Genomic DNA, 13,042 nt, shown 5'->3' with positions numbered 1-13,042 from the left:
GCCTCGTTCGGATTCGGTAGGAGCACCCGTTCCCAGGTGCGGTGGGCTACCACCTCCTTGCGGCGCGAGGCCGCGCGCTCGGTACGCTCGCGCGGCGTCGGACGTGCCCAGCACCTCCGTCGTCCGCGGCGACTGGCCCTCAGACTAACCCGCGTCCCGGGGTGTCGGCAGCACCAACGGGAGGTGAACCGGAGGACCTTCGGCCCCACCCTCCCGACGGCGTGCCACCCGTCTCCCCCGGCGCCTGCCGACGCGTCGACGGCGCGGGCGTCGCGGCCAGCACGACGGCTCCCAGCACGGGCATCCCGGCGCGGGCGAGGGCGGTCTCGCACGCGGCGAGGGTGGCCCCGGTGGTGAGGACGTCGTCGACGAGCAGGCACGGGAGCCCCTCCCGGACGGCCTCCCGCGCCCGCCGTCCGGTCACGGGTCCCGCCGCGAGGCGGACGGCCCCGAGGCGGGCGCCACGCGCCCGGGAACCGAGCCCGACCTGGTCGCGGACCGGTCCCCGCTGGACGAGCAGGGGCACCGTCCGCGTCGGCGTCCCCGAGGTGACGAGTCCCGCGGCGACGGCGCGCGCGAGCACGGTGACGGGGTCGCGCCCGCGCGTCCGACGCGCCGCGGCCGACGTCGGCGCGGGCACGACGAGGACCGGCCCCGCCAGGGCGCCGGGGCGGCCACCGAGGAGCCGGCCCAGCGCGACGCCCGCCCGTCGCGCGACGGTGCCCAGCGGGCGGTCGAGGTCGGCCCGGCCACGGTCCTTCCAGGCGACGACGACGCCGCGCACCGGCCCCGCGTAGTGCGCCGGGGCCCAGACGGGGAGGGGCGCGACGCCGTCGAGCCGGTCGAGGCGGGGTGCCGCCTGCTCACGCCGCCGCAGCGGGGCGTGCAGTGGCGCGAGGCAGTCGGGGCACCACCGGACGTCGGGACGGTCGCACCCGGGGCACGCGACCGGCAGCACGAGGCGCGCGGCGTCGTCGAGAGCACGGAGGAGCACCGGACCAGCATGCCCGCGGCGCCGCCTGCGCGCGGGCGCGGCGGCGGGCCTGTGGACGACGGCCGGCCTGTGGTCGGGCCCCGACGACGGCGAGACCGCGGCCCCGGTCAGCCGGGGTACGTGGGCAGGCGCACCTCGGTCGCGACCTTCGTCCAGAGCGTCGACGTGCCCGCGGCGTAGAGGCTGCTGTCGCTGGTCCCGACCAGCGTCGTGGCGATGCCCGTCGCCGAGGCGAGGGACACGGCGTCCTCGACCGGTGACGAGGCCATCGTCGGACCGCCGACGGGGACGCGCTGCACCACGGGGTCGGACGTCCCGACGGTGCGGCCGAGCACCCCGAGCAGGGCACGGTCCACCCACGTGACCTGGGTGGCGGCGAGCACGGGCTGCCCCACGCGGACCGGCTCCGAGAGCTGGGTCGGGCGGCCTGCCTCGTCGCGGACGATGCCGGCGACCTGGATCTGCGCCCCGCTCCCGGCGTCGCTCACGACGGCGACCCGTGCGCCGTCCGGCGCCACGCGCACCGACATGATCGTGCGGCCCTCGAGCCAGGGGGCCGCAACGGTGGAGACCGCCGCGTCGGACCCCGCCTCGCGGAGGTCGACGACCTGGAGCGTGCCCGCCTGGACCTGCGGCCCGCTCCACAGGTACTGGAAGCGGTCGATCGTCGGCGCGAGGAGGTTCGACCCGCTGAGCAGCGTCGTCGGCCCGGACTCCGCGGTGGGTGCCGTGACGATGCGTCCGCCCCCGTCGCGGACCACGTACGCCGCGTCGGAGGACCGTCCGCGGAACGCGAGGGCGGTGGGCTGGAGCCCGGTGAGCGGCGCGGCGGACGCGACGGCCTTGGTCGTGCGGCCCTCGAGGCTCATGATCTGGTCCCCGGACAGGACCACGGGGTCGTCGGGGGTGGTCGCGACGCCGATGGTCGGGACCTCGTCCGCGGAGAGGGTGGAGCCGCCCACCCCGGTCGTGATCTCGACCCGTCCGCCGAGGGACGCCTGGAGCTGGGCCAGCAGGAGGGCGCGGTCGGCGGGGGACGCCTCCGTCACGGGCTCGTTGAGCGGCACGATGACGGCGCCCTCCCCCGGCGGGACCGAGTCGATGCTCAGCGCGGTGCCCTCGGGGGCGACGGTCGCCACGGAGCCCGCGAGCCACTCCGAGGGACCGCGCAGCGTCTCGCGCACCGCGAGCGCCTGCCAGTTGCGGCTGGGGAACCAGCGCGCGTCGGGCACGAGGTAGGCGCGGTCGATCGTCGGGAAGTAGAGGTTGACCTGCTTGTACGTCTGCGCGAAGCTCGCCTCGGTGATCGTCAGGCCGTCGTCGACGGCGTCGATGCGCCACTGGTCGTCGTCGTCGCGCACGAGCCCGTACGAGATCTCGATGGTCTGCCCGGGGGCCTGCTCGGTGTAGACACCGTGCTCGTCGACGGTGCCGCTGAGCTCCGCGGTCGTGCGGACCGTCGTGGTCCCGTCCTCGAGCGTCGACTCGTCCACGACGAGCTCCGGCTCGCCCGCGAGGATCGCGACCTGCGCGAGCGGCGACCACTCCTCCTGCACGTCGGACGTGAGGAACTCCGAGGCGACGTCGAACGAGCTCCGCGCGCCCTGGGCCTGCGCCGCGAGGAACCCCTGGACGATCTGGGTCGGCGACGCGTCCCGGATCGGGGCCGCGGCGCTGACGAACGGCTGGCCCGGGTCCTCGGGGGTGGCCTGCCCCTCGGTGACGGGTCCGGAGGTCGGGATCGAGGCGCACGCGCCGAGCGCGGCGACGAGCGCCGTCGCGAGCCCGGCGGCGAGCGCGTGCCCGGCCCGCCGCCGCAGAGCCCGACGGCGCGGGGTCCGACGGCGCAGGGTCCCGGTCGTGGTCATCGCGCCTCCTGCACGTCGTCGCTGGCCAGGTGCCCCGGGCCGTCGCCGGGTCCGGGCTCGGCCCCTCTGCCGGGGTGCCCGGCCTGCTCGCGCGGCAGGACGACGGGGATGCCGCCCGTGACCGACGGGAGGTCGGCAGGACCCGCCGTCCCCTCGACGTCCTCGACGACGGCGGTCGTCGCGCTCCACTCGGCGGGGAGCCCCCGACCGGCCGCGGCCTCGGCGACGAGCGGCAGCGGCGAGGACTGGAGCCGGATGCCCGCACGTCGCGGGAGCGTGAGGCGGAAGCTCGCGCCGCGGCCGGGACGCCCCCACGCCTCGAGCCAGCCGCCGTGCAGGTGCGCGTCCTCGAGCGAGATCGCGAGGCCGAGGCCCGTGCCGCCGGTCGTGCGGGCGCGCGCGGGGTCCGCGCGCCAGAAGCGGTCGAAGACGTGCTGGACCTCGTCCGGGGTCATCCCGACGCCGTGGTCGCGCACCGTGATCGCGACGGCGTGCCCGTCGCCCTCGACCGTGATCTCGACGGGCCGCTCCTCGGCGTGCTCGATCGCGTTGACGACGAGGTTGCGGACGATGCGCTCGACGCGTCGCGGGTCGATGTCGGCCGTGACGGGCTCGTCCCCGAGGTGGACCGACAGCCACACGCCCTTGCGCTCGGCGAGCGGGGCGGCGTGGTCGACCGCGGCGTTGACGACGTCGCGCAGGTCGCGCCGCTCGGCGTCCAGGACCGCGGCACCGGCGTCGAACCGGCTGATCTCGAGCAGGTCCGCGAGGAGGTCCTCGAACCGGTCGAGCTGGGCCTGCAGCAGCTCGGTCGAGCGCTTCGAGACGGGGTCGAAGTCCTCGCGCGAGGAGTACAGCACCTCGGACGCCATACGGATGGTCGTCAGCGGCGTCCGCAGCTCGTGGGAGACGTCGGAGACGAACCGGCGCTGGAGCATCGACAGCTCCTCCATGCGCCCGATCTGCTCCTGCAGACCCTGCGCCATCTCGTTGAACGAGTGCGCGAGCGACGCCATCTCGTCGTGCCCCTTGACCGGGAGCCGCTCGTCGAGGCGACCGTCGGCGAGGCGCTCCGCGACGGTCGCCGCCTGCCGCACGGGCAGCACGGCCTGGCGCGTGACGAGCGCGGTGATGCCGACGAGCAGGGCGAGCAGCACGAGCGCGCCGACGAGCAGCACCGACTGCAGGAAGCGCAGCGTCTCCTGGTCCGCCTTCAGGTCGTAGAGGTAGTAGAGCTCCCATGTCCCGGCGACGGGCACCTCGACCGTCGAGCCGACGACGATGCCCGGCACGACCGGCGAGTCCGGGTCCGCCGGGTCGACCGGGATGGCGACCGACTGGAGGTACTGCTCGCCGTCGGCGGCGACCGTCGCAGCCCGCATCTCCGGGGTCACGAGGTCGGTGAGCTGCGGGTTCGTCGACAGGTCGAGGAACCCGACGGTGCTCGACCCGCCGGCCTGCCAGAGGAAGACGTCGCGCGACGAGCCCGTGCTCTGCAGCATGGAGAACAGGTCGAACAGCAGCGACTGCGCCTCGGTCGCGTTGGCCGCGGGCGACGCGTCGAGCGTGTTGCGCGCCTGCTGCGTCGACTGCGCGCTCTCCAGGTCGACCTCGTCCGCGCGCCGCTCGTAGAGCCCGTCGCGCATCGCGTCGGTGAGGTAGGCCCCCAGCGCGCCGACGGTGAGGACGCCCACGACGAGCGCGGACGTGACGACGCGCAGCTGCATCGAGGAGCGCCAGCGCCACACGACGCGGCGGGCGGTGGCGCGCACGCGGCGCCGGACCCGGCGCCAGAGCCCCCGCCAGCGCCCGTCGGTGGTGCCGGCCGTCGCGCTCACGTGCGGGTCGCGCCCGCCTTGTACCCGACGCCGCGGACGGTCAGCACGATCTCCGGGTTCTCAGGGTCGTGCTCGATCTTCGAGCGCAGGCGCTGCACGTGGACGTTGACGAGGCGCGTGTCCGCGGCGTGCCGGTAGCCCCACACCTTCTCGAGGAGGACCTCGCGCGTGAACACCTGCCACGGCTTGCGCGCGAGCGCGACGAGCAGGTCGAACTCGAGCGGCGTGAGCGCGACCTGCTCGCCGCCGCGCGAGACGCGGTGGCCCGTCACGTCGATCTCGACGTCGCCGATCGACAGGTGCTCGGGGGCGGGCTCCTCCGTGCGGCGCAGGCGCGCCCGGATGCGGGCGACGAGCTCCTTGGGCTTGAACGGCTTGGAGATGTAGTCGTCGGCGCCCGACTCGAGCCCGAGCACGACGTCGACCGTGTCGCTCTTCGCCGTGAGCATGATGACGGGCACGCCCGACTCGGCGCGGATGAGGCGGCACACCTCGGTGCCGTCCTTGCCCGGGAGCATGAGGTCGAGGAGCACGAGGTCCGGCTGGGTGCTGCGGAACGTCTCGAGCGCGAGGTCGCCGTCGGCGCAGAAGACGGGTTCGAAGCCCTCGGAGCGCAGGACGATCCCGATCATCTCGGCCAGAGCGGTGTCGTCGTCGACCACGAGCACACGAACCTTCATGCGGACATCTTGCCATCGACGGGCCGCCGCTCGGAGCGGCCCGACGCCCGCGGCGCGGGTGAACCCGCCCGGCCGTCGCCCGGTGCCGACCCGTCGTGCAGCCCCGCCGTGCCGGCAGGACGCGGCGGGCCGCGACCGCCGTCGCGCAGGGCCGCGTACTAGGGTGGCCTCGCCGCCGTCGCCCGATCCTCGCACGGCGGCCAGGAACGACGCCCGAGCCGACCCGGGGGACCACGAGCACATGAGCACACCCGACACCTCCGGCACGCCGGACGGTGCCACGCCGGACCCGACGGCGGCACCCGGTCCGACCACGCCCGTCGGACCCGTCCCGGGCGACGACGCCGGCTGGGGAGCCCCCGCGTACGGCGCACCCGGCTACGGTGCGCCGGGCAGCCCCGCCCCGCAGCAGCCCCAGCCCCAGCCCCAGTACGGCCAGTACGCCCCCGGGTACGGGCCGGGCCAGGTCCCGACGGCGGACCAGCCGCCCGCGCCCGCCGCACCCGGCGGGTGGGGGCAGCCGCAGTACGGCCGGTCCGCGCCGCAGCCCCCGGGCGGGTACGGCCAGCCGGGCTACGGGCAGGGCCAGTACGGCCAGCAGCAGTACGGCGCACCCGGCTACGGCCCGCCCGCCGGGTTCGCGGGCGCGCCCTACGTGCCGCCCGCCGCGAAGCCGGGGATCGTCCCGCTGCGCCCGCTGTCGCTCGGCGAGATCTTCGACGGCGCGTTCGGCGCCATCCGCCACAACCCGCGCGTCATGCTCGGCATGAGCTCCCTCGTGGTCGTCGTGGCGACGATCCTCGGTGCCCTGCTCGGATGGGCATTCTCCGGGTACGTCGCGGACTTCCTCCTCAGCGTGCCCTCCGACTCGGGGCTCGGGGGCATGGAGAACGAGTTCGCGGTCATGTACGCGAACCTCTACGGCACGGCGCTCACCACCGGCCTCGCGACCCCGATCGTCAGCGGCCTGCTCACGGTGTCGATCGGGCAGTCGGTCATCGGGCGCAAGGTGTCGGTCGGGGAGGTGTGGTCGCAGGTCGGGCGCCGGGCGTGGTTCCTCATCGGGTTCTCGCTCCTGTTCAGCCTCGGCTGGGCGGTCCTGGTCGTCCTCGCCGTCCTGCTCGTCGTCGCCGGGTTCGCCGTCACGACGTGGCTCGGGGTCACGCTCCTCGTCGTCGCCCTTCCCGGCCTGGCCGTCCTCGGCGCGTGGCTGTGGATCCGGACCGTCCTCGTCCCACCCGCGCTCGCCCTCGAGGGCCAGCCCTTCTGGGCCACGGTGAAGCGCTCCTGGCTGCTGTCTCGCGGCAGCTACTGGCGGCTCTTCGGCATCCTCCTGCTCGCCTACATCGCGATGGGCTTCGTCGCGCAGATCCTCGTCTCGCCGTTCAGCCTCGTCGGCGGCGTGCTCATCGGCGTCGGTCAGGGCTTCGCCGGGAACGCCCTCATCACGCTCGGTGTCGCCGTCTCCACGATCGCGACCGCGCTGTTCCTCGGGAGCGTCGTGGCGCTGCTCTACATCGACGTGCGCATGCGGCGCGAGGGCCTGGACGTCGAGCTCGCCGCCGCGGCGAACGCGCAGCCGCCCGCATGACGCTGCGGTCGCTCGCGGCCGACGTGCCGGTGCAGCCCGGCGCCGACGAGGCGCGCCGGTGGCTCGTCGAGGAGCTCGCGAAGCCCGAGTACCGCACGGAGCCGTCGCTCCTGCAGCGGTTCCTCGAATGGCTCCAGGGGCTCTTCGACGGCGCACCCACGATCGACCTGGGCGGCCCGCTCACCGCCGTGCTCGTCGTCGCGGTCGTGCTCCTCGTGGCCGGCATCGCCTACTGGGTCGCGGGCCCGGTGCGCCTGTCGCGCCGCGCGACGTCGTCCGTCGTGGTGCACGACGACGACGCGCGGACCGCCGCCGAGATGCGCGCGGCGGCCGACGCCGCGGCGTCCCGGGCCGACTGGGCGACCGCCACGCTCGAGCGCTTCCGCGCCGTCGTCCGCTCGCTCGAGGAGCGGGCCGTCCTCGACGCCCGTCCCGGGCGCACCGCGTGGGAGGCCGCCGAGGCCGCGGGCGAGCGCGTGCCCGACGTCGCCGACGGCCTCGCCCGCGGCGCGCACCTGTTCGACGACGTCGCCTACGGCAAGGCCGCCGTCGGGCCCGAGGCGGACGCGTTCCTGCGGGCGCTCGACGAGCGCACCCTCGCGACGCGCCCCGCCCTGCGGCCGGAGCTCGCGACGACGGCCGCCCCGACCCCGGACGGTGACGACGCGTGAGCACCACGACGTCCGCGCCTCCGTCCGGGGACGGCCCCCGGGCCGTCACGACGGCGCACGTGCCCGTCGTCGGCGACGGCACGACCGCCGGGTCACGGGCCCGGAGCCGGTGGCGACGCGCCCGCTGGCCCGTCACGGTGGTCGTCGCGCTCCTCGTGCTCGCCGGCCTGTCCGCGATCGCGCGCCCCACGACCTCGGCCACGCCCCTGGCACCCGACAACCCCGGCCCCGACGGCGCGCGCGCCGTCGCCGAGGTGCTGCGCGACCAGGGCGTCGAGATCACGTACGTGACGACGGTCGCGGACGCGGTCGCGGCGTCCGCCGACGGGGGGACCCTGCTCGTCGCGCAGGGCGACTTCCTGCTCGACGAGCAGGTCGACGCGCTCGTCCGCACGCCGACCGACCTCGTCCTGGTGGCTCCGCCCGACTTCCTGCTCTCGTCCGCGACCGACGACGGCGCGGAGCTCGCCTACGACTGGGGGTCGGGGTCGTCCGCCCGGTCGGCACGCTGCGACGACCCGGCCGCGGAGGCGGCCGGAGCGCTGCGCTCCGACGGCGTCGGCTTCCTCGCGCTCGACCGGACGACCGTCCTGTGCTTCCCCTCCGCCGACGACCCGTCGATCGGCGCCTACCTCGTGCACGAGACCGACGAGCGGAGCGTGCGCGCCGTCGACACGACCGCCGTGCTGCGCAACGACTCGGTCACCGACGACGGCAACGCCGCCCTGGCCCTGTGGACGCTCGGTGCGCACGACCGCCTCGTGTGGCTCGTGCCCGACCCGTTCGACACGTCGCTCGGCGGCGGCGAGGACGAGCAGACCCCGGCGCTCTCCCTCCCGCCGTGGTTCGGCGTCGTCGCGCTCCAGGTGCTCGTCGTCGCGCTCGTCGTCGCGCTGTGGCGCGGCCGCCGGCTCGGCCGGCTCGTGACGGAGGACCTGCCGGTCGTCGTGCGCGCGGCCGAGACGACGCGCGGCCGGGGCCGCCTCTACCGGCGCGCCGGGGCGCGCGGGCACGCCGCCGCCGGGCTGCGCGCGAGCGCCGCGGACCGGCTCGCGAGCCGGCTCGGCCTCCCGCGCTCCGCCGACGCGCCCGCCCTCGTCGACGCGGTCGCCCGCGCGACGGGCCGCCCGGGCGAGCAGGTCGCCCAGCTGCTGTACGGACCACCACCCGCCGACGACGCGGCGCTGCTCGAGCTCGCGCGTCACCTTGACCGGATCGAGAGCGAGGTCTACCACTCGTGACGCACCACCCCGACGGCTCCGTGCCGCAGCCCGACCGCTACGCGCCGCCACCGCACCAGGGGCAGCCGTACACCCAGGACCCGAGCGTCGCCGACCGCGTGAGCGCGGCCGCCGGCGCGCCCGCGCACGAGCCCGGACCGCACGGTCCCGGCGCCCCGACGCCGGGCTACGCCGCCGCGCCCTCGGCCGGCCACGGTCAGCCAGGCGTCCCCGCACCGGCACCCGCGCACGACGCCCCGCCCGCGCCGTCCCCCGAGCTGCGCCAGGCCCTGGCCGCCGTGCGCACCGAGGTGGGCAAGGCCGTCGTCGGGCAGGACGGGGCCGTGACGAGCCTGCTCATCGCGCTGCTGTGCAAGGGCCACGTGCTGCTGGAGGGCGTGCCCGGCGTCGCGAAGACGCTGCTCGTGCGCACGCTCGCCGCGTCGCTCGACCTGGGCACCAAGCGCGTGCAGTTCACGCCCGACCTCATGCCCGGCGACGTCACGGGCTCGCTCGTGTACGACGCGCGGACCGCCGAGTTCTCGTTCCGCGAGGGCCCCGTCTTCACGAACCTCCTGCTCGCGGACGAGATCAACCGCACGCCCCCCAAGACGCAGGCCTCGCTCCTCGAGGCGATGGAGGAGCGCCAGGTGTCGGTGGACGGGACCCCGCGCCCGCTGCCCGACCCGTTCCTCGTCATCGCGACGCAGAACCCCGTCGAGTACGAGGGCACCTACCCGCTGCCGGAGGCCCAGCTCGACCGCTTCCTGCTCAAGGTCGTGCTGCCCCTGCCAGAGCGCGAGCAGGAGGTCGAGGTGCTCGCGCGCCACGCCGCCGGGTTCAACCCGCGCGACCTCGCGGGCGCGGGCGTGCGCCCCGTCGCCGGGCGCGACGTGCTCGACCGTGCTCGCGCGGAGGTCGCGCGCGTCCAGGTGGCGCGCGAGGTCCTCGGCTACGCCGTCGACGTGTGCCGCGCGACGCGCCACTCCCCCTCGCTCTCGCTCGGCGTCTCCCCGCGCGGCGCGACGGCGCTGCTCGCCACGTCGCGCGCGTGGGCGTGGCTCTCGGGCCGCTCCTACGTGACGCCCGACGACGTCAAGGCCCTCGCGCACCCGACGCTGCGCCACCGCGTGCAGCTCCGGCCCGAGGCCGAGCTCGAGGGCGTGACCGCCGAGAGCGTGCTCGACACCGTGCTCGCGTCCGTCCCCGTCCCCCGCTGAGGCGTCGCACGTGGCCCTGACGTGGCGCGCCGTCGTGCTGACGGCGCTCGGGATCGTCCCCGTGCTGCTGTTCCCGGTGCCGGGGACGGTGCTGGTGTGGACGCTGCTCGTCGTCGCGCTGTGCGCGCTCGACGCGTCGCTCGCCGCGTCCCCGCGGCGCGTCGCGATCGAGCGGCGCGTGCCGGGCTCGGTCCGCCTCACCGACACGACGACGTCGCGCCTCACCCTCACCAACCTCGCGCCCCGACGGCTCCGCGCGCTCGTGCGCGACGCGTGGCCGCCGTCCGCGGGGACCCAGGTCAACCGGCACCCGGTCGACCTGCCGCCCGGCGAGGCCACGCGCGTGACGACCGTCCTCGTGCCCACCCGCCGCGGCGAGCGCGTCGCCGACCGGGTCACGATCCGCTCGTTCGGCCCGCTGCGCCTCGCCGCGCGCCAGGCCTCGATCACCGTGCCCGGCCGGCTGCGCGTGCTCCCCGAGTTCGCGTCCCGCCGGCACCTGCCGAGCCGGCTCGCGCGCCTGCGCGAGATGGACGGTCGCGCCGCGGTGCAGGTGCGCGGCGAGGGCACCGAGTTCGACTCGCTGCGCGAGTACGTGCTCGGCGACGACGTCCGCTCGATCGACTGGCGCGCGTCCGCCCGCGGTCGGGACATGGTCGTGCGCACGTGGCGCCCCGAGCGCGACCGGCGCGTGCTCATCGTCGTCGACACGTCCCGCACGTCCGCGACCCGCGTCGGCGACGAGCCGCGCCTCGACGCGAGCATCGAGGCGGCGCTCCTGCTCGCCGCGCTCGCCGGCCGCGCGGGCGACCGCGTCGAGCTCGTCGCGTACGACCGCACCGTGCGCTCGCGCGTCGCCGGGGCCGCCGGCCCGCGCCTCATGCCCGCCATGGCCGACGCGCTCGCGCCCCTCGAGCCCGCGCTGCTCGAGACCGACTGGCCCGGGCTCGTCGGTGCGGTCCACGAGCGCCTGTCCCAGCGCGCGCTCGTCGTGCTCCTGTCCACCCTCGACCCCGCCGCCGTCGAGACCGGGCTGCTCCCCGTCGTCGGGCAGCTCACGACCAAGCACCAGGTCGTGCTCGCCGCCGCGGGCGACCCCGAGGTCGCCGCCCTGCGCGACGACCGCAGCGGCACCGCCGAGGCGTACGACGCCGCCGCAGCGGCCCGCGGTGAGATCGAGCGCGCCGCCGTGACGACGGTCCTGCGCCAGCGCGGCGTCGAGGTCGTCGACGCCCTCCCCGACGACCTCGCCCCCCGCCTCGCCGACACCTACCTCGCGCTCAAGGCCGCCGGCCGCCTCTGACGTCCGGGCCGAGGCCCGGTCAGCCGACCGTGAGGTAGAACCTCCGGTCACGAGAGAGAGCTCCGCGCGTGCTACCTCGCGACCGGCGGTTCTACCTCGGCGGTCGCGGCCGTTCCTTCAGGGGCGAGGTAGGGTCGTGCGGGTCGTTCCACCGAGCTCAGGAGTACCCCGTGGCCTGGCAGCCCACCGATCCCCGACAGCGCGCACGGCGCAACCGTCGCGTCGCGATGATCGTCGTGGCGGCGCTCCTCGCGACGTTCCTCATCCCCGCGCTCGCGATCGTGCTGTCCTGACCCGCCGATGGGCGACGGGCGGTTCGGGCCGCGGCTGAGCCACGACGACCTCAACCGCGCGCTGCTCGCGCGTCAGCACCTCGACGCCCCCTGCGAGACGTCGGTGCTGGACGAGGTGCGGCATCTCGTGGGGCTCCAGTCGCAGGTGCCGTCGTCGCCGTACCCGGCGCTGTGGTCGCGGCTCGCGGCGTTCGCGCCCGACGACCTGGGCGCGCTGCTCACCGACCGTGAGGTCGTGCGCGTGGGTGCGCTGCGCGGCACGGTGCACCTGGTCGCCGCGGACGACGCGCTGGGGCTCACCGCGCTGGTGCGGCCGACGCTCGCCGCGTACCTGCGGGCGAAGAACCAGCACGGCGCGGCCCTCGCGGACGTGGACCTCGACGATCTCGAGGAGGTCGCGCGCGACCTGCTCGACGAGCCGCTCACCTCGGTCGAGCTCGGCAGGCGGCTCGCGCAGCGGTGGCCCGACGTCGACCCCAAGCACCTCGCGTACGGCGCGCGCTGCCTGCTGCCGCTGGTCCAGGTGCCGCCGCGCGGGCTCTGGGGCGCGAGCGGGCCGGGCACCACGACCACGTGGACGACGGCGCAGGCGTGGCTGGGCCGGTCCGACCCGGTCCTCGACGCGGTCGCGCACGGCACGGACCCCGACGCCGTCCTCGTGACGCGCGTCGGGCTGGTGCGGCGCTACCTGGCGGCGTTCGGCCCGGCCTCCGTGGTCGACGCGCAGCGGTGGTCGGGCCTGACCCGGCTCAAGGCCGCGTTCGAGGTGCTGCGTCCCGAGCTGGTGACGTTCACCGGCCCGGACGGCAAGGAGCTCTTCGACCTCCCCGACGCGCCCCGACCGCCCGGCGAGGCGCCCGTGCCGACGATCCTCGCGGGCGACTTCGACAACCTCGTCCTCGCGCACGACGACCGGACGCGGATCCTCGGCGACGTCCCGGTCAAGAGCGTCGTGAGCATCAACGGGCAGGTCGCGGCGACGGTGCTCGTCGACGGGCGCGTGGCTGGGGCGTGGACGGCGCGCCCGATCACCCCGTCCGCCCCCAGCCGGGCCACGACCGGGGCGACCCCGCCCGACGAGGCTGCGGACGACGTCGTGCACGTCGAGGTGCGCCCGCTGCGCGGCCCCGCGGGTGACGTGGCCGGACGCGGCACGGGCGCGGGCGGGGTGGGCGTCCCCGACGTCCGTCGCTCCCCCGCGGACCGGCTCCGCGAGCCGGGCGTGCGCGACGCGGTCGTCGCGCGGGCCGAGGACTGGGTCCGGTGCGCCTGGCCGGGCGCGCGGGCGCGCGTCGTCGTGCACGACTGACCGGTCTCCCACCGGCACCGAGCCGGGAGCCTGGGCCCGGGAGCAGAGCGGGAGC

At 76.2% G+C, this 13,042-nt stretch carries 11 protein-coding genes; 7 read left to right on the top strand and 4 right to left on the bottom strand.

Features of this window, described 5'->3' with window-relative positions; genetic code table 11:
- Positions 1-139: 139 nt before the first annotated feature.
- The 4 genes from ACFC2L_RS10420 to mtrA all read right to left on the bottom strand — a co-directional run bounded on the left by ACFC2L_RS10420 (position 140) and on the right by mtrA (position 5,380).
- Entirely contained in the window at positions 140-994 is an 855-nt protein-coding gene (locus ACFC2L_RS10420) for a ComF family protein (RefSeq protein WP_375824239.1), read from the bottom strand.
- A 107-nt stretch (positions 995-1,101) separates the two neighbouring features.
- Complete coding sequence (locus tag ACFC2L_RS10415) at positions 1,102-2,862, bottom strand: LpqB family beta-propeller domain-containing protein (protein ID WP_375824238.1); 1,761 nt, start codon at positions 2,860-2,862, stop codon at positions 1,102-1,104.
- Positions 2,859-4,700: an MtrAB system histidine kinase MtrB gene (mtrB, locus tag ACFC2L_RS10410; RefSeq protein WP_375824237.1), complete on the bottom strand. Its 1,842-nt coding sequence runs from the start codon at positions 4,698-4,700 to the stop codon at positions 2,859-2,861. Before mtrB ends, ACFC2L_RS10415 begins: the two co-directional genes overlap by 4 nt.
- The gene (mtrA, locus tag ACFC2L_RS10405; RefSeq protein WP_047232133.1) at positions 4,697-5,380 is read right to left on the bottom strand and encodes an MtrAB system response regulator MtrA; all 684 of its coding nucleotides are present in this window, start codon (positions 5,378-5,380) and stop codon (positions 4,697-4,699) included. The genes mtrB and mtrA overlap by 4 nt, the downstream gene beginning before the upstream one ends.
- Before the next feature lie 241 nt (positions 5,381-5,621).
- Between mtrA and ACFC2L_RS10400 the strand changes: the two genes are divergently transcribed.
- The 7 genes from ACFC2L_RS10400 to ACFC2L_RS10370 all read left to right on the top strand — a co-directional run bounded on the left by ACFC2L_RS10400 (position 5,622) and on the right by ACFC2L_RS10370 (position 12,987).
- The gene (locus ACFC2L_RS10400) at positions 5,622-6,971 is read left to right on the top strand and encodes a hypothetical protein (protein ID WP_375824236.1); all 1,350 of its coding nucleotides are present in this window, start codon (positions 5,622-5,624) and stop codon (positions 6,969-6,971) included.
- Positions 6,968-7,642, top strand: a complete 675-nt coding sequence (locus ACFC2L_RS10395; protein ID WP_375824235.1) for a DUF4129 domain-containing protein — start codon at positions 6,968-6,970, stop codon at positions 7,640-7,642. Before ACFC2L_RS10400 ends, ACFC2L_RS10395 begins: the two co-directional genes overlap by 4 nt.
- Positions 7,639-8,883, top strand: coding sequence for a DUF4350 domain-containing protein (locus ACFC2L_RS10390; RefSeq protein ID WP_375824234.1), 1,245 nt, complete (start codon positions 7,639-7,641; stop codon positions 8,881-8,883). Before ACFC2L_RS10395 ends, ACFC2L_RS10390 begins: the two co-directional genes overlap by 4 nt.
- Positions 8,884-9,140: 257 nt before the next feature.
- Positions 9,141-10,082, top strand: coding sequence for an AAA family ATPase (locus ACFC2L_RS10385; RefSeq protein ID WP_375824320.1), 942 nt, complete (start codon positions 9,141-9,143; stop codon positions 10,080-10,082).
- A 10-nt stretch (positions 10,083-10,092) separates the two neighbouring features.
- On the top strand, positions 10,093-11,385 hold the full coding sequence (locus ACFC2L_RS10380) for a DUF58 domain-containing protein (protein WP_375824233.1): 1,293 nt from the start codon (positions 10,093-10,095) through the stop codon (positions 11,383-11,385).
- Positions 11,386-11,555: 170 nt separating this feature from the next.
- Entirely contained in the window at positions 11,556-11,678 is a 123-nt protein-coding gene (locus ACFC2L_RS10375; protein ID WP_255318720.1) for a hypothetical protein, read from the top strand.
- A 7-nt stretch (positions 11,679-11,685) separates the two neighbouring features.
- On the top strand, positions 11,686-12,987 hold the full coding sequence (locus tag ACFC2L_RS10370; protein WP_375824232.1) for a winged helix DNA-binding domain-containing protein: 1,302 nt from the start codon (positions 11,686-11,688) through the stop codon (positions 12,985-12,987).
- Positions 12,988-13,042 lie beyond the last annotated feature (55 nt).

This window comes from Cellulosimicrobium sp. NPDC055967 (assembly GCF_042269845.1).
GTDB lineage: Bacteria > Actinomycetota > Actinomycetes > Actinomycetales > Cellulomonadaceae > Cellulosimicrobium.
Note: the sequence above shows the minus strand (reverse complement) of the source record. Positions and strands in the feature narration are given on the sequence as shown.

What these genes read in the sequence shown, in the direction of transcription:
- ACFC2L_RS10395 (WP_375824235.1), top strand. Translation starts at nt 6,968, where the DNA reads ATGACGCTGCGGTCGCTCGCGGCCGACGTGCCGGTGCAGCCCGGCGCC.
- ACFC2L_RS10415 (WP_375824238.1), bottom strand. Translation starts at nt 2,862, where the DNA reads ATGACCACGACCGGGACCCTGCGCCGTCGGACCCCGCGCCGTCGGGCT.
- ACFC2L_RS10400 (WP_375824236.1), top strand. Translation starts at nt 5,622, where the DNA reads ATGAGCACACCCGACACCTCCGGCACGCCGGACGGTGCCACGCCGGAC.
- ACFC2L_RS10370 (WP_375824232.1), top strand. Translation starts at nt 11,686, where the DNA reads ATGGGCGACGGGCGGTTCGGGCCGCGGCTGAGCCACGACGACCTCAAC.
- mtrA (WP_047232133.1), bottom strand. Translation starts at nt 5,380, where the DNA reads ATGAAGGTTCGTGTGCTCGTGGTCGACGACGACACCGCTCTGGCCGAG.